A 26315-nucleotide genomic window follows, 5' to 3' on the forward strand; every position below is an offset into this window, starting at 1 on the left:
TTCAGCGCGCCCAGTAGGGGAAGGCCCGGCGCGTCAGCCGCTCCGCGGCTTCCGCAACGGCGCGTCGACGGCCTTCCTTGTGGAAGAAGGAGCCCTTGATCTGGATCTCCCGCGCCAGCGCGCGGCGGAAATCCGCCTCGAGCGCCCGGTCCACCGGCTCCGGCGACGCCCAGAAGGCGTCCAGCGTCCCCTGATGGGTCAGTCCAGGAATGTCGTAGACAGCCGAGCCGAGCGTCTTCACCGGCACGCCTTCCTTAAGGCAGTGGAGCCCGACCGTCGAATTCGCCATCACCGCGCTCCGGGCATGGCGGATAAGCGCCCCGAGATCGCCCCCGCGGATGAGGTCGACCCGGTCGCCAAGCCCCCGCGCCCGCGCCATATCTGGCACCCTGCGCCGCCAGCCGCGCCAGTCGCTGTCGAGCGGATGCATCTTCACGATCAACCGGCGGGATGCTGGCGCGGCGCGGGCCATCGAGTCGAGGATTTCCCCGATCATGTCGGCATAGTCGTCATAGGGGGAGGAGGCGCGGATCTGATAGTCCTGCGCGAGCTGCATGGCGAAGAGCGTGTAATCCGCCCCCGGCTCCATGCAGCGGCCCTGCACCGCCCGCGCCGCCCGCTCCTCCCGGCCCTCGCGCAGAAGCGCGGCGATCCAGCAGGCGTAGTGGGTGAAGAGCGTATAGGGCAGATCGAGCCGGTAATGCGGATAGAGCGGCCAGAAGGCGATGGTGGAAGCGAACATGCCGATATCCGCCATCGCCTCGGCCAGAAAGCCGGTCGGATAGCGCGCCTCGTCGGCCAGCGGATCCTCCCCTCCCGGCGCGCCGAGCCGCCGGATTGTCTCCGGATCCTTCGGGAAACGCGAAAAGGCGCCCATCGCCTCCGGCTCCAGCGTCAGCCAGTGGGGCCGGAGGTATCCGAACTCGATCGACCAGGCGCGGATGCCGAGCGCTTTCGCCGCCGCCAGCGCATCGACGTTCCACGGATGCCGGTCCGCATAATAGAGCACGTCGGTGACACCCTCGCGCGCCATATGCGCCTCGATCCAGGCGCGCCAGCCTGCCTTCGGCCCACGATAGGAGCGGGCCCCGAGGCGCGGCCAGTACAGAATGTCCTGGCCGGAGATGCGCACCTTGCCAACGCCGTGTCCGCCCGCTCTCAGCGCGTCGGCCAGCTCGACCCAGAACCGGGAATGGTGCCCCTGCAGGAACAGGAAATTCCGCCGCTCCGTCACGTCTTCCGCCTCTCCCCGCCTCCGCGCGCCTCTTGCATGTTCGGACGCGAGAGGGCAAGCGCGGGGCCGGGCCGAGGGAAGGGCGCTGGATGGAGACGGACGGGCGGGAGCGGGTCTTCGTGCTTCTGCAGGGACCCTATTCCGAATTCTTCACCGAACTCGCAGCCGCCTTGCGGCGTACGGGCGCCGGAGTGCGTCGGGTTCTCTTCTGCCCCGGGGACCGTCTCTATTGGCGCGGGCCCGGCGCCGTCTCCTTTCGCGGGCGGCAGGACGAGTGGCGCGGCTGGATCGAGGCCTTCCTGCGCGCGGAGGGGGCGACGGACATCGTCATGCTGGGGGACGGGCGGCGGCTCCATGACGAGGCGGCGCAGGCGGCGCAGGCGCTCGGCATTCGCGTCCATGTCGTGGAACTCGGCTATCTCCGGCCCGGCTGGCTGACGCTGGAGCCGGACGGCACGGGCGGGCGCAGCCGCTTTCCGCGCGACTGGGCCGAAATCGCCGCACTGGCGGCGGGTGCGCCGGGCCTCCCGTCGCCGCGCTTCGCGGCCAGCTTTATCGAGTACGCGGCGAAGGACGTGGCCTTCAGTCTCGCCAACCTCCTCGCCTCATGGGCGATGTTCCCGCATTACCGCCGCCATTCGCCCGACCATCCGCTGACGGAATGGTCCGGCTGGATCTGGAACAAGCTCCTGCGCGCCCCCGCCCGCGCCAGCGCCCTGAGGGCGGCGGAGGCGCGCATTGCGGCGCATGAGGGGCCGGTCTTCTTCCTGCCGCTCCAGCTCGACGCGGACTTCCAGATGCGCCTTCACGCGCCGCCAGGGGGCGTCGCGGCCCTCATGGAGCAGGCGGTCCGCAGCTTCGCCGCCCATGCGCCGGCGGAGGCGCTGCTGGTGGTGAAGGTGCATCCGCTGGATCATCTCTGGGCCGGGTGGCGGCGGAAGGTCGAGGCGGCGGCGCGGGAGGCCGCCGTCACGGCCCGCTGCCTCTATCTCGACGGCGGAGATCTCGAAGCGATGCTGCCGCGCACGGCGGGCGTTGTGGTGGCGAACTCCACGGTCGGGCTTTCCGCGCTCCGCGCGGGAGCGCCGGTCATCGCCCTCGGAACGGCGATCTACGACCTGCCGGGCCTGACCTTCCAGCGCGGGCTGGACCAGTTCTGGCGGGAGTCCGCGCCGCCTGAGCCGCCGCGGCTCGACCTATTCCTCCGGGCGCTCGCGGCGTCGATCCAGCTTCCCGGCGGATTCGACGGCGAGGGCGTGAAGCCGGGCGCGGCGGCGATGGCGGCGCGGATGCTCGCGCCGCCGCCCTGGCCGCGACGGGAGGCGACGGCGTGATCCGTTCCGTCGTCATCACCGGCGCGTCGAGCGGGATCGGCGCCGCGCTCGCGGCGGAGGCGGCGCGGCCCGGCGTTACGCTGCTCCTTGTCGGCCGGAACGCGGAGCGGCTGGAGACGGTGGCGGAAGCCGCCCGCGCGAAGGGCGCGGCCGCCGAGACGGCGGCGATCGACCTCCGCGATGCGGATGCGCTTCGCGCCCGGCTGCTGGACTTCGACGACCGCGCGCCCGTCGACCTTCTCATCGCGAACGCCGGCGTGGCGCGGGGCGGGCTGCCGGAGGCCGAAGGGCAGGCCCGCTTCGTGATCGAGACGAACCTCCTCGGCATGATCGCGACGGTCGAGCCGCTCATGCCGCGGATGATCGCACGGGGCGCCGGGCGCATCGCCCTCGTCTCCTCAATCGCCGCCATTCGCCCCTCGGCGGATCTGCCTTCTTACAGCGCCGCGAAAGCCGGAGTGCGCGCCTACGGGCAGGCGATCCGCTCCGGCCTCCGGGCTAAGGGCGTTTCGGTAACGGTGATCTGCCCCGGTTTCGTGACGACGCCGATGAGCGCGCGCCACCACGGGCCGAAGCCTTTCGAAGTCTCTGCCGGGCGGGCGGCGCGGCTGATTCTCCGGGCGGCGGAGAAGCGGCGCGGGGCGCTGACCTTCCCGTTCCTGTTCTCCGCGATGATCTTCCTCGGCAACCGCCTGCCGCCTGTCCTGTCCGACTGGTTCGAACGGCGCTACGCCGCGCGGATCGGTGAAGACTAGGCGCCTACCCCTGCTTCTGCGCGTGCCGGCGAGCGAGTGGCGTCGCTTCGGCCATTGGCGCCTGCGAAGCTTGTTGAAGCGCGACGGCGCGAAGCTGAACCACAGGAGACTGTTCGGCCGGCGCCGGAAGGAGGCGGTCAGCCACCCGCCGATCCCCCGGTCATTTTGAGAGAGCAAGGATTTCAGACGTCATCGCCGGGCGGGCCGTAAGCGGCCGACCGGCGGAGACCTTCATCAGTCGGAGCCGGTCGGCTGCGCGGTTCGCGCTGCGCCGGAGGCGCCCCGCGTTCGCCCGCGGTTTCGCCGCGCCTTCAACCGGATGTTCACCAGGCGCGCTGTCTATGAGCGCATCCGGCGGGCGGGGCGCTTCCGGCTCTGGCGCGGCCGGGGCGGCGGCGATAGGTTCGCGGAGCGGGAGGGGGGCTTCGCGGCTTCATGAAATGGCGCAATCCATACCGGCTCTGGCGCATCTGGCGCCGGCTCCGCCGCAAGACGCGGAAGATGAGCCATCGCCGGCGCACGGATTTCCGCTGGGCGCCCTTCCTCTACGGCCTGATCGCAACCGCCATGATCCTCGGCCTGCAGGTCTGGAACCCGACCGGGCTCCGGGCGATCAACGAGGCGGCGTTCGACCAGTATCAGAGGCTGAAGCCGCGGCAGGTGGACCCTTCCGCCCCGGTCCTCGTCGTCGATCTCGACGTGCGGAGCCTCCAGGCGCTCGGGCAATGGCCCTGGCCGCGGACGGAGATGGCGGAGCTGACGCGGCGGCTGACGCAGCTCGGCGCGATCTCCATCGCCTATGACGTCGTCTTCGCGGAGCCGGACCGGACCTCGCCCGCGCGCGTGGTGGAGAGCTGGCGGAAATACGATCCGAACGCGGAGGCGCGGCTCGACCAGACGCTGAGGGACCATGACGCCGTCTTCGGCGCGGCGATCGCGGAGAGCCCGGTCGTGCTCGGCGTCGTGCTGAACAACGACCCTTCGGGCTCTCGCCCGCCCACGCGCGCCGGGATCTCCTGGTCGGGCTCGGACCCGCGCCCGGCGATTCCGGCCTTCGCCTCGGCGAACGTGAACCTGCCGATCCTCAGCCATTCCGCCTCCGGCGTCGGCAATTTCTCGCTCGGGACGGAGCGGGCGGACGTGATCCGCCGCGTGCCGCTCCTGACGCGGGTGGAGGAGCAGATCGTGCCGACGCTGGCGCTGGAGGCGATCCGCGTCGGCTTCCAGGCGGGCTCGATCCTTGTGAAGTCGAACGACGCGAGCGGCGAGCTGGGGGCGACGGGCGCGGGCATCGCCTCCATGCGCGTCGGGCCGATGGAGATTCCGGTCGAGGCCGATGGCGGGCTCTATGTCTATTATTCCGGCAACAGCGTGGAGCGGAAGGAGCGCGTCGTCTCCGCCGCCGACATCCTTGCGGACGAGATTCCGGAGGAGGTGGCGGCGAAGGTCGCCGGCAAGGTGATCTTCATCGGCACCTCCGCCCCCGGCCTCCTCGACCTCGTGGCCACGCCGTTCGAGCCGGCGGCGGCGGGGGTGAACGTCCATGCGGAGCTGGCTGAGCAGATCATCTCCGAGTTTTTCCGCACGGACCGGATCGCCTGGCGGGATGAACTGGCGGAGGCCCTGCCGCAGCTCGCGGGCGAGGAGGCTGAGGCGGCGCGGGCGAAGATCGCGGAGCTGGATGCGGAGATCGAGCGGTTCTCGGAGCCTGTCTTCATATCGCAGCCGGACTGGGGGACGGGGGCGGAGCGGCTCTTCATCCTGCTGATGGGGGCGATCGCCTCGCTTCTCCTCGCCTACAACCGCACGGCGCTTGCAGGCGTCGCTGCGGCCTTCGGCGCGGTCGGCGTCGTCTCCGCCTCATGGTTCGCCTTCGACCTTTCGGGATTCCTGCTCGGCCCGGTCTATCCAGCGCTCGGCGTGTTCCTGCCCTGGGGGACGCTGACCGTTTACAACTATGTCCGGGCGGACCGGGACAAGCGGGCGGTGAAGAACCAGTTCGCGCATTTCATGTCGCCCGACGTGATCGACGAGATCGCGGAGGACCCGGAGCGGTACCTCACGCCGGGCGGGGACCAGCGCGACCTCTCGATCATGTTCTGCGACGTGCGGAAGTTCTCCACCATCACCGAGAAGATGACGCCGCAAGAGACGATCCTCTTCATCAACGAGTTCCTGACGCCGCTGACGGACGTGATCATCCGCAACTCGGGCACGATCGACAAGTATATGGGCGACGCGATCATGGCCTTCTGGAACGCGCCGCGGAAATCGCCGCTCCATATGGAGCAGGCGACGCTCGCGCTCTTCCAGTTCAAGGACGCGCTGGTGGAGATCAACAAGCGGTTCGTCACGCTCGGCTTCCCGGAGATCGACATCGGCGTGGGGGTGAACACCGGCCCCTGCGCGGTCGGCGCGATGGGCTCCAAGATGCGGCTCGATTATTCCTGCATCGGCGATGCAGTGAACCTCGCGTCCCGACTCGAAGGGATCACCAAGCAGTACGGGCTCTGGAACTGCATCGGCAACAACACGGCGAAGGGCGTCGCCCACGCCTTCGCGCTGATCGAGATCGACGCGGTGGCGGTGAAGGGGCGGAGCCGGCCCGAGACGATCTGGACCGTGGCGGGGGAGGCGGACCTGCTCGGCGACCCCACCTATCTCGCGCTCCGCGACGCGGTGGCGGAGGGCATGGCGGCCTACAAGGCGCAGGACTGGGACCGGGCGGAGGCCGCCTATCGCCGGGCGGCGACCTATGAACTTGACGCCTATTCGCCTGCGGGCCTGGTGGAGGTGTTCCTTGAGCGGATCGCGGAATATCGGCGGAGCCCGCCGCCGGCGGACTGGGACGGGGTCTACGTGGCGACGGCGAAGTGAGGGCCGGAGCGGATTTCCATGGAAATCCCCTGTTTTTCATTGAAATCGTTGGATAGTTTTATGTCACTTTTGTGACACTGCGTTTTCACCCGCCCAGCGACCGGGCGACGGGCGCGTCGATTTCCGACGCCAAGCCCGCATCGCCGAGCGCCTCCCGCACGAGCCGGAGGGCCCGGCGCGGAGGGCTTCGCCTTTCGGTCAGGGCGGGATGGGGAGGGAGAAGACGACCTTTCGAAACCCCGCGCGCCGAACGGCTCGCGGGATCGCCGCGCCGCATCCGCATCCAGCGGCGCGAAGGCGCGGACGAGCGGGAAGGCGAGGATCGACTCGCCGGGGAGGGCGGGGCGGAGGAAGCGCGCCTCCACCTTGTTGCGGATCCCGGGGAGGTTCTTCCACTTCCCCTTCTCCTGCAGGCTCCTCCGGCTCTCGACCAGCGGCATCGCCTGTGCGGCGCCTCGAAATCGAGATCGGCCATGGCCATGCCGGGTTCGGATACGAAGAGGTCGCGAAGCCGGCTTTCAACCCGTCATGGCCCGGGCGCCCGGCCGGGTGCGTGAGGCGGTTTGCCGTCTCGGGATTGATCCGCCGCCCGGCATTCGCTCCCGCCGGCCATAAATGAAGTGGCGGGCGCGCCGCAAACTGCCTTATCTGGCGTCGACAGCGGAGGGGACGGTCATGAAAAAACAGCTCGCCGTGGAATTCGGCGCGGGGACGGACTTGCGCGGGGAGGATGCGACCAAGGCGGCGCGGCGGGCGGTGGCGGATGCGCTGCACCGGAACGGGCTGACGGTCGCGGATGCGCTGGGCTTTCCGAAGGAGGCGATGCTGGTGGATATCCGCGTCGGCGTGCCCGGGGCGGCCTCGGTGGACCTCGCTTCGGTGGCGGCGGCGGCGCCCTATGGGGTGGTGACGGTCGAGGCGGTGGAAGGGGGGCTCCGGGCGCCGACGGCGACGGGCGCTACGATCATCGCCAATGCGGTCGTCTCGGTCTCCTTCGACGTGGAGCGGGCGGAATGAGACCGCGCTTGCCTGCGGGGCCCCGGCTCAGGGCCGGGGATCGGCGACGTGTCGTGAGCGGGAGGCGGAGATGACCTTGCGGCGGATCATGCTGGAGACGGGCGCGGGGGCGGACCTGCATGGCGGCGACATGACGAAGGCGGCGCGGCGGGCGGTGGAGGATGCGCTCCGCCGCTCCTCCCTCTCGCTCTTCCGCGCGCTGGAACTGGACCCGAAGACGATGCGGGTGGAAATCCTGATCGGCGTTCCGGAGCCGGAGAAGGTGGACCGCGCGGCCATCGCCGCGATTCCGCCCTACGGGACGGTCGAGGTGAAGGTGGAGACGGGCGGCGTCTCCGCCGCCGGGCTCGGCGCGCCGGGGGGCTCCGACGCGGTGCTGGCCGCGGCGGCGATCATCGTCCATGTCGACGTGCCCGAGGGGCGCTGGCGGCTCAGGGCTTCGTGAGGAAGGCGCCGGAAAGCGCCTCCCGGATCAGCGCCGCCGTCTCCGCCACGCCGTAGAGGGCGATGAAGCCGCCGAAGCGGGGGCCTTCCGAGGCGCCGAGGAGGACTTCGTAGAGGGCGCGGAACCAGTCCCTCAGGGGCTCGAACTCATGCGCCTTGCCGATGTCGTAGCAGAGCGTCTGCAGCGCCTCCGCATCCGCCCCGCCCTCCCAGGCGTCGAGCCGGGCGGCGAGGTCGGAGAGGGCGGCTTTCTCCTTCGCGTCGGCGGCGCGGTAGGTTTTCGCGGGCTTCACGAAGTCCTGATAGTAGCGGACGGCATGGCCCGCCGCCTCGTCGAGCGCCGGATGCGTCTCCGGGCTCGCCCCGGGCGCGTAGCGGCGGATGAAGCCCCAGAGCGTCTCCTTCTTCTCCGCGCTCGCCACGGAGGCGAGGTTGAGGAGCATGGAGAAGGGGACGATGAGCGTGCTCTCCGGCGGGTTCCCCTCATGGATGTGCCAGACGGGGTTGGCGAGCCGCTGCGCCTCGTCCTGCCGCGGATAGGCGGCGAGCTGCTGGTGGTATTCGTCCACCGCGCGCGGGATCACGTCGAAATGCAGGCGCTTCGCAGTGCGCGGCTTCTGGAACATGAAATAGGCGAGGCTCTCCGTCGGCGCGTAAAGCAGCCATTCGTCGATGGAGATGCCGTTGCCCTTCGACTTCGAGATCTTCTGCCCCTCGCCGTCCAGAAACAGTTCGTAGACGTAATGCTCCGGCGGGCGCACGCCGAGGGCGCGGCAGATGCCGTCATAGATCGGGGTGTTGGACTGGTGGTCCTTCCCGTACATTTCGAAATCGACGCCGAGCGCGGCCCAGCGAGCGCCGAAATCCGGCTTCCACTGGAGCTTCACCTGCCCGCCGGTGACGGGGAGGGTCCATTCGCGCCCCACTTCGTCGTCGAAGGTGATCGTCCCCTCCTTCGCATCGACATGCTTGAGGGGGACGTAGAGGACGCGGCCCGTTTCCGGGTGGATCGGCAGGAAGCAGGAATAGGTCCGCCGCCGCTCCTCCCCAAGGGACGGCAGCATGATCGCCATGATCGCGTCATAGCGCTCGGCGCAGCGGAGGAGGATCTCGTCCAGCTTGCCGGACTTGTAGTATTCGGTCGCGGAGGCGAACTCGTAGTCGAAGCCGAACGTGTCCAGAAACCGGCGCAGCATCGCGTTGTTGTGGTGGCCGAAGCTCTCGAACTCCCCGAACGGGTCGGGCACGGAGGTGAGCGGGCGCTGGAGATGCTCGCGCAGCATCTCGGGGTTCGGCACATTGTCCGGCACCTTCCGCATCCCGTCCATATCGTCGGAGAAGCAGAGAAGGCGGGTCGGGATGTCCGACAGAAGCTCGAAGGCGCGGCGGATCATCGTCGTCCGCGCGACTTCGCCGAAGGTGCCGATATGGGGGAGGCCCGAGGGGCCGTAGCCGGTTTCGAAGAGCACATGGCCCTTTTCGGGCGGCGCTTTCTCATAGCGTTTGACGAGCCGGCGCGCCTCCTCGAAGGGCCAGGCCCGCGAGGTTTCGGCGAAGGCGCGCAAGTCCGTCATGATCCTCGTCTCCCGCTGAAGGCGCGCCTCTCCTATTGCGGGGGGGAGGGGCGGTCAATAATGTCCGCCCGAACGAAAGCGGAGCCTGTTCCCATGTCCGACGTGATGAGCCCCCAGGATGCGCTGGTCGCGGTGATGATCGCCATCTCCGCCGCCGACGAGATGCAGTCCACCGAGGAGCTGCTCTCCATCGACCGGACGATCGACGCGCTGCCCTGTTTCGAAGGCTACGACAAGGACCGGGTGCGCGGCGTGAACGACGTGGTGCGCGACCTCTTTTCCGAGGAGGACGGGATCGACGCGCTGATCGGGCTTGTGAAGGACGCGCTGCCCGAACGCTTCGCGGAGACGGCGTATGCGCTCGCCTGCGACATCGCCGCGGCGGACGGGGCGGTGAAGATGACGGAACTGAGGCTGCTTGAGATGCTCCGCCACGATCTCGGCGTCGGCCGCCTCGCCGCCGCAGCCATCGAGCGCGGGGCGCGGGCGCGGCATCAGAGGTTCTGAAGCAGAGGCCTTTCGGGCGAAGACGCGGCGCGCTCGGGCGAGGCCGGCCGCGGCCAGGGCTGGACGCCCGGGCCAAGGGGCGAGCGGGGGGGCGCTGCGCCTCCGCCCGGCCGGTTCCAGCCTACCCGCCCCGCTTCGCCAGCCGCTCCCGCCGCGCGATGTAGAGCGCGGCCCCGATGATCACCGCGCCGCCCGCGATCGTCCAGCCGTCCGGAAGCTCCGCGTAAAGAAGCCAGGCGCCAAGGGCGATGAGGATCAGCCGGAGATAGGAGAGCGGCGCGAGGAGCGAGGCCTCCGCCCAGCGATAGGCCTGAAGGTCCCCGATGTTCCGCGTCAGCGAGGCGACGACGACCACGGCGAGCGCGGCCCAGCCTCCGCCGCTCACCGGCAGGGACCACACGGGAAGGGCGATGGGCAGCGAGATCAGCACGCTCATCGCCGCGGAGGAAAGGTAGGCGGCGAAGGGCCCGTCCCTCACCGAAAGCCCGCGAGAGGAGAGGAGCGCCAACGCAAAAAGGACGGAGGAGACGAGCGCCGCCAGCATCGCGAGGTCGAACCCCGCGGTTCCCGGCCGGAGCACGATGAGGACGCCGAGGAACCCCGCGCCTATCGCCGAAGCGCGCCGGAGCCCGATCCGTTCCCCCTGCATCGGCACGGCGAGCATGGCGGCGAAGATCGGGGCGGTGAAGAAGAGGACGGTCGCCAGCGTCAGCGGCAGCGCGGTGAGCGCGTAGAAGCCGAACTGCGTCGAGACGCCGATCAGCGCGCCGCGCCAGACATGCCGCCAGGGCGAGGAGAAGCGCAGCTCCTTTCGCAGCCGGGGTATGAGGGCGAGGCCGGCGAGGCAGATCATGACCCCGCCGATGGCGCGGAGCGTGACGATCATCCTGCTGTCCAGCTCCAGCGCCGCCCAGGGGACCGCGAGGGTCATCGCCGAGGCGAAGAAGACGGAGAGCATCATCCACGCGGCGCCGCGCGCATTGTCTTCCGCAGGGGCGGATCTGGGCGCGGGCGGCGGGGGAAGTGGGCTTTCAGCCGCCGGATCGGGAAGGGCCATGCCCTTCCTTCCGCCGGCGGGCGGGCCGCGTCAAGCCGGGTTCAGGCCAGCATGTCCTTCACGGCGGCGCCGGCCTTGCCGAAATCCATGCGGCCCTGATACTTCGCCTTCAGCACGCCCATGACGCGGCCCATGTCCTTGATCGAGCTCGCCTCCGAATCTCGGATAGCGGCCTGGACGGCGGCCTGCACCTCCTCCGGCGCGAGCGGCTTCGGCATGAATTCGCGGATGATGCGGATTTCCGCCCGTTCCTGGTTCGCGAGCTCGGGGCGGCCGCCCTCGTCATAGGCCTTCGCGCTCTCCTCGCGCTGCTTGACCATTCGGCTCAGCACGTCGAGCGATTCGGCATCGTCGATGCCTGGCCGGTCATCCCCTGTGCGGGTTGCGATCTCCCGCTCGTTCAGCGCGGCGTTCATGAGGCGGAGGGTGCAGACCCGCTGCTGCTCCCGGTCTTTCATCGCCGCCTTGAGGGCGGCGTTGATGCGGTCTCGCATGTCCGGTTCGATCCCGATTTGGCGTCGCGCGGCGACTCTGTGACGAAGACCTTAACGCAGGCGCAGCATTTTCGCAAATCCGTCTCGGCCCCATTAACCATCTGGCGCATAGAGGTTTTCCCCGCTCTGGTCCCGGTGTTGACGGGCCGGGGGGAGGCCACTAGCTTCGCGCGACCCTGAACGGATCCTTCCCATGACCTCACGCCCCGCGCCGAACGCCACCCTCGCCCTTGCGGACGGGACCCTCTTTCACGGGCGCGGGTTCGGCGCCGAGGGGATCGCGGTGGGAGAGCTCTGCTTCAACACCGCGATGACTGGCTATCAGGAGATCATGACCGACCCGTCCTATGCGGGGCAGATCGTCACCTTCACCTTTCCGCATGTCGGCAATGTCGGCGCCAACCCGGAGGACGAGGAGGCGGACCGGCCCGCCGCGCTTGGCATGGTCACCCGGATGGACCCGACCGCGCCCTCCAACTGGCGCGCGGCGGAGGATCTCTCGCGCTGGCTCGCGCGGCGCGGCGCGGTCGCCATCGGCGGAGTGGACACGCGGCGGCTCACCCGCGCGATCCGGCAAAAGGGGATGCCGCACGCCGCGCTCGGCTTCTCCGCCGCGGGCGCGCCGGATGCGGACCGGCTGATCGCCGCGGCGCGCGGCTTCGCCGGGCTCGAAGGGGCCGACCTCGCGCTCGGCGTCACCGCGCCGCAGGCCTATCGCTGGGACGAGATGCGCTGGGCCTGGCCCGGCGGCTTCCCGCGGCAGGAGGCGCCGCGGAAGAAGGTCGTCGCCGTCGATTTCGGCGCCAAACGGAACATCCTGCGCTGCCTCGCCTCGGCGGGGGCGGAGATCGTCGTCCTCCCGGCGAAGGCGACGGCGGAGGAGGTGCTGGCGCATGAGCCGGACGGCGTCTTCCTCTCCAACGGGCCGGGCGACCCGGCGGCGACGGGCGAATACGCGGTGCCGATGATCCGCGGCGTGCTGGAGGCGGGGCTGCCGCTCTTCGGCATCTGCCTCGGCCACCAGATGCTCGCCCTCGCGCTCGGCGCGAAGACGGTGAAGATGAATCACGGCCATCACGGCGCGAACCATCCCGTCCGCGAGGTGGAGACCGGCAAGGTCGAGATCACCTCGATGAATCATGGCTTTGCGGTCGACGCGCAGACGCTGCCGGACGGAGTGGAGGAGACGCATGTCTCGCTCTTCGACGGGTCGAATTGCGGGTTGCGCGTGAAGGGGCGGCCCGTGTTTTCCGTTCAGCATCATCCGGAGGCGAGCCCCGGGCCGCAGGACAGCTTCTATCTCTTCGAGCGGTTCCTCGCGTCCATGCGATGAGGGGCGTTTCCATTTTCAATAGTTAATGACCTTTTAATGGAATTCTGACAGCTTGATTCGACTCGGCCTCGCTTCCGCGAGTCGGAGGGGGACCAAGTGGATCACATGACCTGCTTGCTGCGCGTGCGGCGCCGCTGATGCCAAAGGATGGCGACCTCTCGCCGCGGCGCGCCGCGGACCGGCGCATGATCGGCGAAATTCTGCTGGCGGACGGGGTAATCGACGCTGCGGCGCTGACGCGCGCGATCGAGGCGCAGGCGGTGAGCCGCGCGCGGATCGGCGACATCCTGACCTTTCGCGGGGGCGCCGACGCCACGGCGGTGGCGGCGGCGGCGGCGAGGCAATCCGGGCTGGACTTCGCCGATCTCCGCCATGAGCCGCTCGACGCCGCCTTGCTGGAGCCCGGGGAGATCGAACACCTCCTGCGCAACCGGATCGCGCCATGGCGTCAGGGCGCGGGCGGCGTGATCTACGCCGCCGCCGCACCAGAACTCGCCGCCTCGCCGCGTGCGGCCGGCTTCGTCGCGGCGGAGGGGCGCGCGCTCAGCCAGGCGCTGATCGGGGCCTATGGCGCGCCGATCGCGCTCCGCTCCGCCACGCGCCGGCCGGAAGGGGCGAGCCTTCGCGCCGGCTTCGCGCGGTGGCAGAGCCTCGGCGCCGGTGCGGCGGCGGCTGGTTTCGCCGGGGCCGTCGCATTCGATCCGGGCGCCGCGCTGACGCTCGCGGTTTGGGGCGCGGCGGGGGTGATGGGACTCAACGGCGCGCTCTGGGGCGCGGCGCTTGTCGCCCGGCCGGACTGGCGGGGGGAGCCGCCGCCGCCGGCGCTACGCCTTTCGGATTATCGCGCCCCGCCGGTCATCAGCTTGCTCGTCCCGCTCTACCGGGAGCCGGAGACGGCGCCGCTGCTGTTGGCGGCGCTGATGGCGCTGGACTATCCGCCGGAGCTTCTCGACATCAAGATCATCCTCGAAAGCGACGACGACGAGACGCTTGAGGCCTTCCGCGCGCTCGCCCCTCCGCCGCATTTCGAGATCATCATCGCGCCGGACGGCGCGCCGCGGACGAAGCCGCGGGCGCTGAACTTCGCGCTCGATTTCGTGCGCGGGGAGATCGTCGGCGTCTATGACGCGGAGGACCGCCCGCCGCCGGACCAGCTGCGCCGGATCGTCGAGCAGTTCGCCGCCTCGCCGCCGGACGTCGCCTGCCTCCAGGCGCGGCTCGGCTATTACAATGCGAAGGAGAACTGGCTCACCCGCTGTTTCGAGATCGAATATGCGAGCTGGTTCGACGCGATGTTGCCCGGCCTCTTCCGGCTCGGCATGCCGCTGCCGCTCGGCGGGACCTCGCTCTTCATCCGCCGCGGCGCCCTGGAGGCGGTCGGCGCCTGGGACAGTCACAATGTAACGGAGGACGCCGATCTCGGCATGATGCTGGCCCGGGCCGGGCTGCGCACCGGGCTTTCGCACTCGCTCACCGAGGAAGAGGCGGCGAGCCGGCCGGGCGCCTGGATCCGGCAGCGTTCGCGCTGGCTGAAGGGATATCTCGCCACCTGGGCGACGCATATGCGGCGGCCCGGCGCGCTCCTCGCCGATCTCGGGCCGTGGCGCTTTCTCGGCTTCAACGCGGTGCTGCTTTCCGCCGTGCTCGGCTACCTTCTCCTTCCCTGGCTCTGGGCGATCTCGTTCCTCGATCTCGCGATCGACATCGACGCGACGCAGGCGGGGGGCGCCGTCCGGGCGCTGCGGTGGACGACCTCTGCGGTGCTTCCGGCGATGTTCGCCGCCGCGGCTCTGGGGCTCTGGCGGCGCGGGCGGCTCGGCTTCGCGGGCTGGGCGTTGACCCTGCCGGCCTACTGGGCGCTGGGCGCCGTCGCGGCGCATCTCGCCGTTTGGGAACTGGCCACCGCCCCCACGAAATGGCGCAAGACGCGGCATGGCGTCGGCCGGATCGCTCAGGATCTGAGACGCCGCGCACTTGGCGACGATGCTTCCCGCGGCTGACCTGCCTGACGCCAGTCTCAGGAGATGGTGACGGCGTCCCGGGTTGTGGGGCAAGTCCCGGGACGCCGAAGCGGGCGATCGAAGATCGCGCCTGTCAGGACTTAAATCCCGTTGTGGGGCGGGATTTCACGGGCTCGTCTGTTGTGGAGGGAACGAACCCGACGTCGCTGTTCATTGGTTAAATATACATCTTTCGCTTTATTCCGCGACACGCTTCGCAAGGGCGTGCGCGATAATTCGCCGTTCGCGAAAACAAGAGAATCAATGGCCGCCGCGGAGCGGCTCCACCCCCACCATTCGCGAAGCGTGAGTGGAGGGGGTTGGATTAAGGCGGAACTGGGGCTCGGAGATGATTTTAAGCTTATGAAAAAAAGCATTGAATTACATTTAAGGCCGAAATAAGGCAGATCTGGCTTCGGATTCCAAACGCCCCCGGGTCTCTTGCAGAGGGTGGGGGCGATGCGCCCCGCCGTTCGTGGAAAATCAGTGGCGGTCATTTCCCCGCATTCGTGAACAATTTCCACCCCGGAGCGTGAATGGCGAGGAACGCGCTTCGCTCCTCCTCGCTGAGCGGGAGGAGGGCCGAGTCGGGCGCCGCCTCCCGCGCCCCCGCGGCGGAGGCGTTTTTGCGCAGCGCGGCAAGGAGCCGCGCCTCGTCCGGCGCCTTGTTGCGATGCGCGCCGAGATGCGGAAGCAGAAGGCATGGGCGCGGGAGCGACGCGGCGGCGGCGAAGGCGCGGGCCGGCGCCGGACCGCCCGCTCCGGGCGCGAAGGCGAGGATGCGGACGGCGCCGGCGCCGAACGCCTCCCGCCACCAGCCGATGATGCGCGGCCAGTCGAGATGCGCCTGCATCTCCGGCGAAGCGAGGAAGGTGCGGAGCGGCCGCGCCTCCCGGACCTGGCGGCTCATCACCATTTGCCTGTGAAAGCTCTCGGCCCAGAGATCGGGCCGCCGCAGAAACACCACGACTCTCGCATCGAACCGCGCGGCGAGCGGCGCGAGGGCGCGGGCGAAATCCGGCTTCGGGCCCGAGAACCCCTCCGCGCTCAGAACCGCGACCCGTGCGCCGGAGGTTTCGATCCGGCGCGCGAGCGTCTCCACCAAGGCCGCAGAGGGGCCGTAGGCGGGATGCGGGCGGCCGTGATCGGCCTCATGGCTGATCGCGTCGAAGAGCGCGGCGTGCTTCGGCTGGCGCCGCCCGTCCGCCCCGATCGAGTCCGGATAGAGCACCCCGAGGAGCCGCAGGAGCCGCCTGTTGCGCGAAAGGTAGTGCTGGATCGAACTTGACCCGGTCTTGTGCATGCCGATATGGATCACGAGACGCGGCCTCATCGCCTTCGCCTTATGCGATTGCTGCACTGCAACAGGCCTGTTACCATCGCGCGACGATAGCGGGGTGACGACGAGATGGCCAAGGTCCTGACATTCGCGCAGCAGAAGGGCGGCGCCGGCAAGACGACGCTGCTCGCGCAGGTCGCCGTCGCGCTCCTCGGGTCGCACCGCCCGGCGCTGATCGACCTCGACCCGCAGAGGACGCTGACCGGCTGGATGGACGAGCGCATCCGCCGGACCGGCGAGGCGGGCATGGACCTCACGGAATCGAGCGAATGGCGCGTGGGCGCCGACATTTCCAAGGCGGCGCGGGACGCCGACCTGATCTTCATCGACTGCCCGGGCGTGGCGGACGTGATGCTGAACCGGGTGCTGCGGGAGACGGACCTCGTGATCGTCCCGGCGCAGCCCTCGGCGCCCGATGTCTGGGCGACGCGGGCGACGTTGCGGATGGCCGCCAAGCAGGGCACGGATGCGCGAGTGGTGCTGAACCGCGTGCCGCCCCGCGGCTCCGTGATCGAGGAGATGGCGGCGCAGCTCGAAGCGGAGGGCGCGGACCTCCTGCCCGAGCGGATCGGCAATCGCGTCGCCTTCGCCGCTGCCTTCGCCGCCGGCGCAGGCGTGACGGAGACGGCGAAAGGCTCCCGCGCGGCGGAGGAGATCGAGGCGCTGGCGGCGTCGATCCTCCGCATCCTCGGCTGAGTATGGCGCGGGGGGCGCGCCTTCGCTAGAAGGCCGGAATGAGCCTCAACCCGCCCGACCTCCGCCCCGACCTCGCCCGCGCCGCGCTGAACGCCGAAGCGCGGCCCGGCCAGCCGCGGATCGGCATGGTCTCCCTCGGCTGCCCGAAGGCGCTGGTGGATTCCGAGCGCATCCTGACCCGGCTGCGGGCCGAGGGCTATGCGCTCTCCCCCGATTACCGGGGCGCGGAGGCGGTGATCGTCAACACCTGCGGCTTTCTCGACAGCGCGAAGGCCGAGAGCCTCGCGGCGATCGGCGAGGCGCTGGCGGAGAACGGGCGCGTCATCGTCACCGGCTGCCTCGGCGCGGACGAGGCGCTGATCCGCGCGGCGCATCCCGCAGTCATGGCGGTGACGGGGCCGCAGCAATACGAGGCCGTGCTCGACGCGGTGCACGAGGCCGCGCCGCCGCGGCCCGACCCGTTCGTCGACCTGATCCCGGCGGCGGGCGTGAGGCTCACGCCCCGGCACTACGCCTATCTGAAGATTTCGGAGGGCTGCGACCACAAGTGCCGCTTCTGCGTCATCCCGACGATGCGCGGCCCGCTCCGCTCCCGCCCCGCCGCCGCGGTGCTGCGGGAGGCGGAGAAGCTGGCCGAGGCGGGGGTGAAGGAGCTGCTCGTCATCAGCCAGGACACCTCCGCCTATGGCAAGGACATCGGCTATGCGGCGAGCGACTGGCGCGGGGAGGCGCGGGCGGCGGACATCGCGAGCCTCGCCGCCGGGCTCGGGGAGCTCGGGGTCTGGGTCCGGCTCCATTACATCTATCCCTATCCGCATGTGGACCGGCTGATCCCGCTGATGGCGGAGGGGCTTGTACTCCCCTATCTCGACATTCCGTTCCAGCATTCCCACCCCGACGTCCTGAAGCGCATGGCGCGGCCCGCCGCCTCGGCGAAGACGCTGGACCGGATCGCGGCCTGGCGGCGGGACTGCCCGGAGCTCGCGCTCCGCTCCACCTTCATCGTCGGCTATCCGGGCGAGACGGAGGCGGAGTTCGCGCATCTGCTGGACTGGCTTAAGGAGGCGCGGCTCGACCGGGTGGGGTGCTTCAAATACGAGAACGTCGCCGGCGCGCGGGCCAACGCGCTGCCCGATCATGTTCCGGACGCGGTGAAGGAGGAGCGCTTCGCGCGCTTCATGGAGGCGGCGCAGGCGATCTCGGCCGAGAAGATGGCGGCGCGGGTCGGAACGCGGATCGAGGTTCTGGTCGACGAGGTGGACAGCGAGGGCGCCGTCGCCCGCTCGAAGATGGACGCGCCGGAAATAGACGGGCAGGTCTTCATCGACGAGGGGTTCGAGGGGCTCGCGCCGGGCGACATCGTCTCCGTCGAGGTCGAGGAGGCGGCGGAATACGATCTCTGGGCGCGGAGGCTCTGACGATGTTCACCATCGAGCACGAATTCGACGCGACGGTCGTGACGCTGGTGGACGAAGGCGAGGCGCCGCTCAAGGAGGACGTGACCGTCAACATCTTCGACGATTGCGTGACGCTCGAACAATACGATTCCCGGCGGGACGAAGTGACCCGCATCACCCTTTCCTTCTCCCAGCTCCGGGACCTCGAGGCGGCGCTGGACCTGCCCGAGGGCAGCTATCGCATCAGGAAGGCCGCGCCATGAAGATCGCCTGTCTGCACACGATGGAGAGCAACGCCGCGCTCTTCGACGCCGCCTGCCCCGAGGGCGCGACGCTGGTCCACGCCGTCAGGGAAGACCTGATCGCGCGCGCCGTGGCGACGGGCGGCGCCTCGGAGGCGCTGCTCGAAGAGGCGGCGGAGGCGCTGCGGGCGCTGATGCGGGAGAGCGGGGCGGATGCGCTGCTTCTCACCTGCACCTCCATCGGGGGCGCCGCCGCGCGGGCCGGGGCGATCCGGGTGGACGAGGCGCTGGCGGCGGCAGCGGCGGCGGAGGCGGGGACGGGCGGGCTGATCGACGTGCTGATCTCCCTTCCCTCCACCGAGGGGCCGACGCGGGAGATGTTCGAGCGCCATGCGGCGGCGGCGGGCGCGCGCATACGGATCGTTCTCGTGGAGGGCGCGCTGGCGGCCTTCCAGGCGAAGGATCTCGAACGCTACGCCGCACTCGTCGCGGCGGCGGCGGACCGGTCCGAAGCGCCGGTGGTCGCGCTCGCGCAGGCGTCGATGGCGCCGGCGGCCGCGCGCGCGAGGCGGGCCGTGATGACCAGCCCGGCCGCCGCGCTCGCGGCCGCGTCACGGCGCTGAGGCTTTTCTTCGCGCGTATCTTCCTGTTATGCCTGCCGGACCGGTAAGGCGTCAGGGGGATGGACGATGACGGTATGGGCGCGGCTTTCCGCGATGGCGGCGGCTCTTTTTCTCGCCGCCTGTGCGCCCGAGCCGAGAGCGCCCGACCTCAACACGCTCTATGACTCCGCGGCGGCCTTCGAGACGCAGGACCGGCGGCCCGTGATCTCGATTCCCGGCACGCTCGGCTCCCGCCTCGTCGACCGGGATTCGGGGATCGTTATCTGGGGCGGCGCATCCGGGCTTTCCGTCGATCCCGACATGCCGGAGAATGCGAGGCGCATCGCGCTCCCCATCGGCTCGGGGGGCGAATCGCTCCGCGTGCTCAGGGATGGCGTGAGAACCGACGGGGTGCTGCGCGTGGCGCGCGCCTCCGTCCTCGGCATTCCGCTGGAGCTCGACATCTATCGGGGCGTGATCTCCACCCTCATCGCCGGCGGCTTCGACTTCCGCGAGACGCGGGAGGAAGAGATCATGGAGCGGGACGTCAACCTCGATTCCTTCGAGTTCCCCTATGACTGGCGGCGCGACATCGTCGAGGCTGCGCATGACCTCGACTATTTCATCTCGCGCAAGACGAACCAGGTGATGGAGGAGCGGCGGCGCGTCTTCGGGCCGGAGGCGGAGCCGGTGAAGTTCGACCTGATCGCCCATTCGATGGGCGGGCTCGTGACGCGCTATTACCTCATGTACGGCGACGCGGACCTTCCGGAGGACGGTTCCCTGCCGGAGGTGACCTGGGCGGGGGCGAAGCATGTCGGCCGCGTCGTCTTCATCGCGCCGCCGAACACCGGGTCGGTGCTCGCCTTCGAGAATCTCGTCAACGGCAAGACGCTGGGGCCGTTCCAGCCGACCTATGCCCCGGCGATCCTCGGCACGCATGTCTCCACCTATCAGCTTTTCCCGCGGGACCGGCACATGCGCGTCCGCATCGCGGGAAGCGAGGAGCCGGTGAGCATCTTCGACCTCGCCAACTGGGAGCGGTATGGCTGGGGCCTTCTGAACCCGGGACAGGATGCGCTCCTGCAGATCCTCATGCCGGAAGAGGCGACGGCGGAAGGGCGGCATGAGCGCGCGAAGCGGCATCTGGGCAAGATCCTGAAGCGCGCCGAGCAGTTCCAGCGGGCGGTGGACCGGCCGGTGACGATTCCGGAGGATCTCGACCTCTATCTCGTCGTCGGCGGCGGGTTCGAGACGCCGGCGGAGGTGGAGTATGACCCGGAGACGGGGCGCGTGGAGATCACGAAGCTGGAGGAGGGGGACGGCGTGGTGCTCCGCGCCTCCTCGCTCCTCGACGAACGGCAGGACGGAAACTACACGCTGAGCCTCCGCTCCCCGCTCTCCTACCGCTCCGTCCTCCTCCTGCCGGAGGAGCATGTGGACATCACGAAGAGCCCGGTCTTCGGCGACAACCTCCTCTTCTGGCTCCTGGAGGCGCAGCGCTCGGGCGACCAGCTGGTGCGGCCGGGCCGGCTCTCCGTCGCCGGCGTTCCCTCGGAGGGACGGGCGGCGACCTCGCCGCCGGCGGACAAGTAGGCGCCTTGCCATCCGGCGCGAAATGAGGCACAAGCCGCGCTTCCGACCACGAGCGCTAAGGAGCGTCGCCCATGGCCCGCGTCACCGTCGAAGATTGCGTGGACAAGGTTCCGAACCGGTTCGAACTCGTCATGCTCGCCGCCCATCGCGCCCGCACCATCGCCACCGGCGCGCCGCTGACCATCGACCGGGACAATGACAAGAACCCGGTCGTCGCGCTCCGCGAGATCGCGGAGGAGACGATCCCGGTCGAGGATCTGAAGGAAATGGCGATCCAGGCGCTGCAGCGCCAGATCGAGGTGGACGAGCCGGAGGAAGACCAGATGTCCGCCAGGATGGGCGCGGACCGGGCCGACCAGCCGGTGGACGACGTCTCCGAGGAGCAGCTCCTCCGCGCGCTTCTCGCGGAGCAGAGCCAGGGCTGATCAGCCCGCCGCTACCCCGCGCTTCTTCTGTCGCTGCGAGAGCGGGCCGCGGCCCGAGAACATCTGGCGGATGTCGACAGTCGAGCGGTTTCCGATGTCGTCATAGTGCCATTTGAGCCAGCTGGCGGCGGCTGTCCTCCCGATCTCGAACATGTGGCGGAGGAAGGCCCATTCCGAGTTGAGCTTGGAGGAGGCGTCGAGCGCGCGCATGCGCTTGCGGGACTGGATGATGTGGAGGTTCATCTTCCGGTATTCCTCGGGGTCAAGCTTGCCGTCCTCCAGCAGGCGCGTGACGAAGTCGATAGAGCGGAGTTCGTGCAGGAGCGAGGAGTTGAAGGTGATCTCGTTCACCCGGTTCTGGATCTCCGCCGCCGTCTTCGGCTCTCCCTCCCGCACGATGGGGTTGATCTGCACGATCACGATGTCGGAGGCGGGGCTGCTGTAGAAGAAGGGATAGAGCGGCGGGTTGCCCATGTAGCCGCCATCCCAGTAATGCGCGCCGTCGATCTCCACCGCCTTGAAGAGGAAGGGGAGGCAGGCGGAGGCCATCACCACGTCGAGCGTGATCTCCTGCCGCTCGAAGACGCGGACGCGCCCCGTCTCCACCGTCGTCGCGCCGAGGAAGATCTCCATGTCGGAACAGGCGCGGACCTTCGCGAAATCGACATGCTTCTCCACCAGGTCGCGGAGCGGGTTGATCTCCAGCGGCGCGTCATAGGGCGAGACGACGCCGCGGAGGGCGTTGAAGACGATGTAGGCGGGCGACGAATCGAGCGACCAGTCGCCCGTCATCTGCGCCCAGGGCGTGCGCTGGATCGGGCTGCCGCGCCCCGCCTCGGACACCGCGCGCCAGAACTCCTCAAGCCGCTTCCGCGCGCCGGCGCCGCCGCCCTCATACATGCCCTGCGCGGCGACGACGGCGTTCATCGCGCCGGCGGAGGTGCCGCTAATCGCCTCGATCCAGAGCCGGTCATCCTCGAAGATCTTGTCGAGCACGCCCCAGGTGAAGGCGCCGTGGCTGCCCCCGCCCTGGAGCGCGAGGTTCACGGATTTCGCATGGCGGGGTTTGCGGTGCGGCGCCTTCTGCGCCGCGGCGGCCCTGCGGCGGCGGGGGGCGGGATTCGCTTGATCTTCGGCCATGAACGGTCTCCGATGCGGGTGCGGCGCGCCGAGCCTATGCTGCGCCGCATCATCGCTCAAGCCGCGTCTTCCGGAGCCCCTCTTGCGCCGCGCCTATCCCCCCAGCGCCTATGACCCGGCCCCGCCGCCCTCCTGGTGGGCGGCGACGGCGCCGGACGCCCAGAAGCGGGGGGCGCCGCTTTCCTCCGACCTTGCGGTGGATTTCGCCATCGTCGGCGGCGGCTTCACAGGGCTCAACGCCGCGCTGGCGCTGGCCGAGGCGGGGGAGGAGGCGGCGGTGTTCGACGCCGCCTATCCGGGCTGGGGCGCCTCGGGCCGGAACGGCGGCTTCGTCTGCGTCGGTGGCGCAAAGCTGCCGCTCGCCGAACAGGTGAGGCGATTCGGGGAGGATGAGACGCGCGCCTTCCTCTCGACCCAGCGGGCGGCGATCGACCATGTGGGGGACATCCTCGCGCGGTTCGGGATCGACGCGGACCGGCATTCGGACGGGGAATGGTCCCTCGCCCACAGCCGCCGCGCCTTCGAGGCGGCGGAGGCGGACGCCGCGCTCGAACGCCGGCTCGGCCTTCCGATCACCGGTCACGCCAAGGGGGCCTGCGACGAGCGGGGGATGGCGGGACCGGCCTTTCATGGCGGGCACCACACGGCGGTGGGCTTCGCGATCAACCCGCTGAAATACGCCGCGGGCCTCGCGGCGGCGGCGGCGGCGGCGGGGGCGCGGCTCTTCTCGCAGAGCCCGGTTCATTCAGTCCGGCGGGCGCCCGGCGGCTTCCGGCTTCACGTCGGCGGCTTCGAGGTGCGGGCGCGGAAGCTCATCGTCGCCGTGAACGGATACGGCGCGGACGCATGGGTTCCGGGGCTCGACGACCGGGTTCTGCCCGTCCTCTCCTCCATCATGGTGACGCGGAAGCTGACAGGGGCGGAATTGCAGGGGCCGGGATGGACCTCGGACCAGGCGGCCTATGACTCACGGGCGCGGGTGCATTATTTCCGCCTGCTGCCGGAGGGGCGGTTCCTCTTCGGCGCCCGGGGCGGCTCCTCGCTGAACCCGGTTCTCCAGAGGCGGCTCAACGCGCGGATCCGGCGGGATTTCGAGGCGATGTTCCCGCACTGGGCGCATGTCGAGACCGAATACATGTGGAACGGCCTTCTGGCGCTGGCGCGGGACATGGCCCCGCATGTCGGCCCGCTCGGCGACTGGGAGAACGCCTGGACGGCCTGCTGCTATCACGGCAACGGCGTCGCGATGGGCTCCTGGTCCGGGCGGCTGCTCGCGGAGCTGGCGACGGGGCGGCGGGCGCAGGCCTCGCTGCCGGCGATCATCCGCGCGCCGCTCCCGCGCTTTCCGGCGCCGCGGCTCCGCATGGCCTATGTGAAGGGGTATTATGCGCTCTGGGACTTGCGCGAGATGATGCGGGGCTGAGATGGGCGGGATCGTCGTCCCCTATTGCACCGGGTCGGGGCATACGCGCCGGCTCGCGGAGCTTGTGGCGGAGGGCGCCGGCGGCGCGGCGCTGATCGACGTGGAGGCGATGGGGGAGGCCGACTGGGCGCGAATCGCGGCGGCGGAGGCGGTGGTCTTCGGCGCGCCGACCTATATGGGCGGGCCGGCCGCGGGCTTCAAAGCCTTCATGGACGCGAGCGGGGACCTCTGGCTCGACCAGGGCTGGAAGGACAAGATCGCGGCGGGCTTCACCGTCGCCACCTTTCCGGCGGGGGACAAGCTCTCCACCCTCACGCAGCTTGCGGTCTTCGCCGCGCAGCACGGGATGGTCTGGGTCGGGCAGGCGGAGATCGGCGCGCCGGCGCGGAAGGATGGCGGGGCGGTGAATGGCGCCGGCTTCTGGCTCGGGCTCGCCGCCGCCTCCTCCCGCGACAAGACGCGGCTGATCGACGAGGCGGATGCGGAGACGGCGCGGCGCTTCGGCGCCCGCGTCGCCGGGGCGGCGCGGCGCTGGGCGCGCGGGCTCGTGTGAACGGGATTCGCGTTTCGCGCCGCGAGGCTCTATCTTCAGTCTTTCCTTCGGCTTCGGGGCGTAACGGGACGCGGTGATCCGGCAGTTCGAACTTGTGGAGATGGTGCGGGCCTATAACCCGAACGCGGACGAGGCGCTGCTCAACCGCGCCTATGTCTACGGCGCGCGCGCCCATGCGGCGCAGAAGCGGGCGAGCGGGGAGCCCTATTTCGGCCATCCGCTCGAAGTCGCCGCCATTCTCACCGGCTTGAAGCTCGACGACGCGACCATCGTCACCGCCCTTCTCCATGACACGATCGAGGACACGGCGGCGACCTACGCCGAGATCACCGATCTCTTCGGGCAGGAGATCGCGGAGCTGGTGGACGGGGTCACCAAGCTCAACAAGCTCGAACTCGTGAACCGGGAGGCGGAGCAGGCGGAGAATTTCCGCAAGCTCCTCCTCGCCATGTCGCGCGACGTGCGGGTGCTGCTGGTGAAGCTCGCGGACCGGACGCACAACATGCGCACCATCGAGGCGCTGCGGCCCGAAAAGCGCGCCCGCATCGCGCGGGAGACGATGGACATCTTCGCCCCGCTCGCCGGCCGGATGGGCATGCAGCGGATGCGGGAGGAGCTGGAGGACCTCGCCTTCGAGGTGCTGAACCCCGAGGCGCGGACCTCCATCATGCGCCGCTTCCTGAAGCTCCGGAAGGAGACGGGGGACCTCATCCCCCGGATCAAGGCGGCGATCGAGGAGGCGCTTTACGAGGTCGGCGTCCCCGCCGACGTGATCGGGCGGGAGAAGAAGCCCTATTCGATCTGGCGGAAGATGGAGGAGAAGCGGATCGGCTTCAGCCAGCTTTCCGACATCTACGGCTTCCGCGTCATCACGCGGGACATCCCCTCCTGCTACGCCGCGCTCGGCGCCGTGCATACCGCGATGCGCGTCGTGCCGGAGCGGATGAAGGATTACATCTCGGGGCCGAAATCCAACGGCTACCGCTCGCTCCACACCACGGTCTATGGCCCGGCGGCGAGCCGGGTGGAGATCCAGATCCGCACGCGGGAGATGCACGAGGTGGCGGAGACGGGCGTCGCAGCGCACTGGGCCTACAAGGAGGGGCGGCGGAGCGAGAACCCCTTCGCGGTCGACCCGTTCCGCTGGCTTTCCGACCTTGTGGAGCGGATGGAGAAGGGCGACCAGCCGAAGGAGTTTCTGGAGCAGGTCAAGCTCGACATGTTCCATGATCAGGTCTTCTGCTTCACGCCGAAGGGGGATGTCTATGGCCTCCCGCGAGGGGCGACGCCGATCGACTTCGCCTATGCGATCCACACCCGGATCGGGGACAGCTGCGTCGGCGCCAAGGTGGACGGTCAGCGCGTGCCGCTCTGGACACGGCTGCGGAACGGGCAATCGGTCGAGATCATCCGGGTCGAGAGCTCTCGCCCCTCCCCCGTCTGGATGGACATGGCGGCGACGGGCCGCGCCCGCGCCGCGATCCGCCGCGCGCTGCGGGAGGACGAGCGGGAGGAGCATGTCCGCCTCGGGCGGGAGATCGCGCGGCTCGCCTTCGAGCGGCGGAAGCTCGACGGAGGGGAGAAGGCGCTCGTCTCCGGCGCGCGGAAGCTCGGCTTCGGCTCTGTCGAAGGGCTGCTCGCCGCGCTCGGCGCGGCGGAGATCACCGGCCGGCGCCTCGTCGCCGCCGTCTATCCCGGCATGGTCGACTCGGAGGAGCCGGCGCCGGAGGATGCTTCGGGCCGGCCGCACCGGCTCGTCCTTGGCGCGCCGCCGGGCGTGCCCTTCGCCTTCGCCGAGTGCTGCGAGCCGATCCCGGGAGAGCGGATCGTCGGCATCCGCACCGGCCGCGGGGTCGAGGCGCATTGCATCGACTGCGCGGCGCTCGTCGCCCATGAGGAACATCCGGAGCGCTGGGTCGATCTCCGTTGGGACGAAGACGCGGCGCAGCTCGGCGGCCGCTCCGCCTCCATCGACGTCACGCTCGCCAACCAGGCGGGCGCGCTCGGCGGGGTCGCGACGCTGATCGGAGAGCACAGGGCGAACATAGAGAACATCTCGACCCTCGCGCGAATGCCGGACTTCTGGCGGCTGCGCATCGCCGTTACCGTCAGGGATGTGAAACACATGTCCGCCATTCTCTCCGCGCTGGAGGCGCAGGCGATCGTGACGGATGTGCGGCGCACCCGTCTCCCGGCGCCGCTGCCGAAAGTGGAGGCGCCGAAGGCGGACGGAAAACCGGAGGCGGGCCCGCCACGGCGCGACCTTTCGGCATAGG

At 69.8% G+C, this 26315-nt stretch carries 23 protein-coding genes; 17 read left to right on the forward strand and 6 right to left on the reverse strand.

The window, feature by feature from the left end:
• Position 1: 1 nt before the first annotated feature.
• On the reverse strand, positions 2-1234 hold the full coding sequence (locus ACE37J_RS17755; RefSeq protein ID WP_409713589.1) for a capsule biosynthesis protein: 1233 nt from the start codon (positions 1232-1234) through the stop codon (positions 2-4).
• Positions 1235-1323: 89 nt separating this feature from the next.
• On the opposite strand from ACE37J_RS17755, the gene ACE37J_RS17760 reads away from it, so the two are divergent.
• From ACE37J_RS17760 to ACE37J_RS17780, 5 genes are all read left to right on the forward strand, one after another.
• A complete protein-coding gene (locus ACE37J_RS17760; protein ID WP_409713592.1) occupies positions 1324-2568 on the forward strand; it encodes a capsular biosynthesis protein in 1245 nt (414 codons plus the stop codon).
• Positions 2565-3323, forward strand: coding sequence for an SDR family NAD(P)-dependent oxidoreductase (locus ACE37J_RS17765; RefSeq protein ID WP_409713595.1), 759 nt, complete (start codon positions 2565-2567; stop codon positions 3321-3323). Before ACE37J_RS17760 ends, ACE37J_RS17765 begins: the two co-directional genes overlap by 4 nt.
• A gap of 501 nt (positions 3324-3824) precedes the next feature.
• Entirely contained in the window at positions 3825-6200 is a 2376-nt protein-coding gene (locus ACE37J_RS17770; protein WP_409713598.1) for a CHASE2 domain-containing protein, read from the forward strand.
• A 675-nt stretch (positions 6201-6875) separates the two neighbouring features.
• A complete protein-coding gene (locus tag ACE37J_RS17775) occupies positions 6876-7217 on the forward strand; it encodes a Lin0512 family protein (protein WP_409713601.1) in 342 nt (113 codons plus the stop codon).
• 70 nt (positions 7218-7287) lie between these two features.
• Positions 7288-7662, forward strand: coding sequence for a Lin0512 family protein (locus tag ACE37J_RS17780; protein ID WP_409713604.1), 375 nt, complete (start codon positions 7288-7290; stop codon positions 7660-7662).
• Here ACE37J_RS17780 and ACE37J_RS17785 read toward each other — a convergent pair.
• Positions 7649-9235: a lysine--tRNA ligase gene (locus ACE37J_RS17785; RefSeq protein ID WP_409713607.1), complete on the reverse strand. Its 1587-nt coding sequence runs from the start codon at positions 9233-9235 to the stop codon at positions 7649-7651. The genes ACE37J_RS17780 and ACE37J_RS17785 overlap by 14 nt on opposite strands.
• 93 nt (positions 9236-9328) lie before the next feature.
• On the opposite strand from ACE37J_RS17785, the gene ACE37J_RS17790 reads away from it, so the two are divergent.
• On the forward strand, positions 9329-9742 hold the full coding sequence (locus ACE37J_RS17790) for a tellurite resistance TerB family protein (RefSeq protein ID WP_409713610.1): 414 nt from the start codon (positions 9329-9331) through the stop codon (positions 9740-9742).
• A gap of 121 nt (positions 9743-9863) precedes the next feature.
• Here the strand turns inward: ACE37J_RS17790 and ACE37J_RS17795 are convergent, their stop codons facing one another.
• Both ACE37J_RS17795 and ACE37J_RS17800 read right to left on the reverse strand, forming a co-directional pair.
• Entirely contained in the window at positions 9864-10799 is a 936-nt protein-coding gene (locus tag ACE37J_RS17795; protein ID WP_409713613.1) for a DMT family transporter, read from the reverse strand.
• Positions 10800-10840: 41 nt separating this feature from the next.
• The gene (locus tag ACE37J_RS17800; RefSeq protein ID WP_409713617.1) at positions 10841-11293 is read right to left on the reverse strand and encodes a GatB/YqeY domain-containing protein; all 453 of its coding nucleotides are present in this window, start codon (positions 11291-11293) and stop codon (positions 10841-10843) included.
• Positions 11294-11486: 193 nt separating this feature from the next.
• Between ACE37J_RS17800 and carA the strand changes: the two genes are divergently transcribed.
• Both carA and ACE37J_RS17810 read left to right on the forward strand, forming a co-directional pair.
• A complete protein-coding gene (gene carA, locus ACE37J_RS17805; RefSeq protein ID WP_409713620.1) occupies positions 11487-12626 on the forward strand; it encodes a glutamine-hydrolyzing carbamoyl-phosphate synthase small subunit in 1140 nt (379 codons plus the stop codon).
• A 185-nt stretch (positions 12627-12811) separates the two neighbouring features.
• Positions 12812-14626 (forward strand): glycosyltransferase family 2 protein, encoded by a 1815-nt coding sequence (locus tag ACE37J_RS17810; RefSeq protein WP_409713623.1) that lies wholly within the window; start codon positions 12812-12814, stop codon positions 14624-14626.
• A 493-nt stretch (positions 14627-15119) separates the two neighbouring features.
• Here the strand turns inward: ACE37J_RS17810 and ACE37J_RS17815 are convergent, their stop codons facing one another.
• A complete protein-coding gene (locus ACE37J_RS17815; RefSeq protein WP_409713626.1) occupies positions 15120-15959 on the reverse strand; it encodes a hypothetical protein in 840 nt (279 codons plus the stop codon).
• Between the two features lie 75 nt (positions 15960-16034).
• Here ACE37J_RS17815 and ACE37J_RS17820 point away from each other — a divergent pair, with 75 nt between their 5' ends.
• From ACE37J_RS17820 to rpoZ, 6 genes are all read left to right on the forward strand, one after another.
• Complete coding sequence (locus tag ACE37J_RS17820; protein ID WP_409713629.1) at positions 16035-16661, forward strand: division plane positioning ATPase MipZ; 627 nt, start codon at positions 16035-16037, stop codon at positions 16659-16661.
• Between the two features lie 38 nt (positions 16662-16699).
• Positions 16700-18079 (forward strand): 30S ribosomal protein S12 methylthiotransferase RimO, encoded by a 1380-nt coding sequence (gene rimO / locus ACE37J_RS17825; RefSeq protein ID WP_409713632.1) that lies wholly within the window; start codon positions 16700-16702, stop codon positions 18077-18079.
• A gap of 2 nt (positions 18080-18081) precedes the next feature.
• Positions 18082-18321, forward strand: a complete 240-nt coding sequence (locus tag ACE37J_RS17830) for a hypothetical protein (protein WP_409713635.1) — start codon at positions 18082-18084, stop codon at positions 18319-18321.
• Positions 18318-18923 carry a hypothetical protein gene (locus ACE37J_RS17835; protein WP_409713638.1) on the forward strand — a complete coding sequence of 202 codons (606 nt, stop codon included), beginning with the start codon at positions 18318-18320 and terminating at the stop codon, positions 18921-18923. The genes ACE37J_RS17830 and ACE37J_RS17835 overlap by 4 nt, the downstream gene beginning before the upstream one ends.
• A gap of 66 nt (positions 18924-18989) precedes the next feature.
• Entirely contained in the window at positions 18990-20498 is a 1509-nt protein-coding gene (locus tag ACE37J_RS17840; RefSeq protein ID WP_409713641.1) for a lipase/acyltransferase domain-containing protein, read from the forward strand.
• Between the two features lie 71 nt (positions 20499-20569).
• Positions 20570-20923 carry a DNA-directed RNA polymerase subunit omega gene (gene rpoZ, locus ACE37J_RS17845; RefSeq protein WP_409713644.1) on the forward strand — a complete coding sequence of 118 codons (354 nt, stop codon included), beginning with the start codon at positions 20570-20572 and terminating at the stop codon, positions 20921-20923.
• On the opposite strand, the gene ACE37J_RS17850 is transcribed toward rpoZ, so the two are convergent.
• A complete protein-coding gene (locus ACE37J_RS17850) occupies positions 20924-22063 on the reverse strand; it encodes a patatin-like phospholipase family protein (protein WP_409713647.1) in 1140 nt (379 codons plus the stop codon).
• 82 nt (positions 22064-22145) lie between these two features.
• On the opposite strand from ACE37J_RS17850, the gene ACE37J_RS17855 reads away from it, so the two are divergent.
• The 3 genes from ACE37J_RS17855 to ACE37J_RS17865 all read left to right on the forward strand — a co-directional run bounded on the left by ACE37J_RS17855 (position 22146) and on the right by ACE37J_RS17865 (position 26314).
• Positions 22146-23486, forward strand: coding sequence for an NAD(P)/FAD-dependent oxidoreductase (locus ACE37J_RS17855; protein WP_409713650.1), 1341 nt, complete (start codon positions 22146-22148; stop codon positions 23484-23486).
• A 1-nt stretch (position 23487) separates the two neighbouring features.
• Complete coding sequence (locus tag ACE37J_RS17860; RefSeq protein ID WP_409713653.1) at positions 23488-24039, forward strand: flavodoxin family protein; 552 nt, start codon at positions 23488-23490, stop codon at positions 24037-24039.
• Positions 24040-24112: 73 nt separating this feature from the next.
• Complete coding sequence (locus ACE37J_RS17865) at positions 24113-26314, forward strand: RelA/SpoT family protein (RefSeq protein ID WP_409713656.1); 2202 nt, start codon at positions 24113-24115, stop codon at positions 26312-26314.
• The last annotated feature ends 1 nt before the right edge of the window (position 26315 follow it).

It is taken from the genome of Pikeienuella sp. (assembly GCF_046290545.1).
In the GTDB taxonomy this organism is placed as follows: Bacteria; Pseudomonadota; Alphaproteobacteria; order Rhodobacterales; family Rhodobacteraceae; genus Pikeienuella.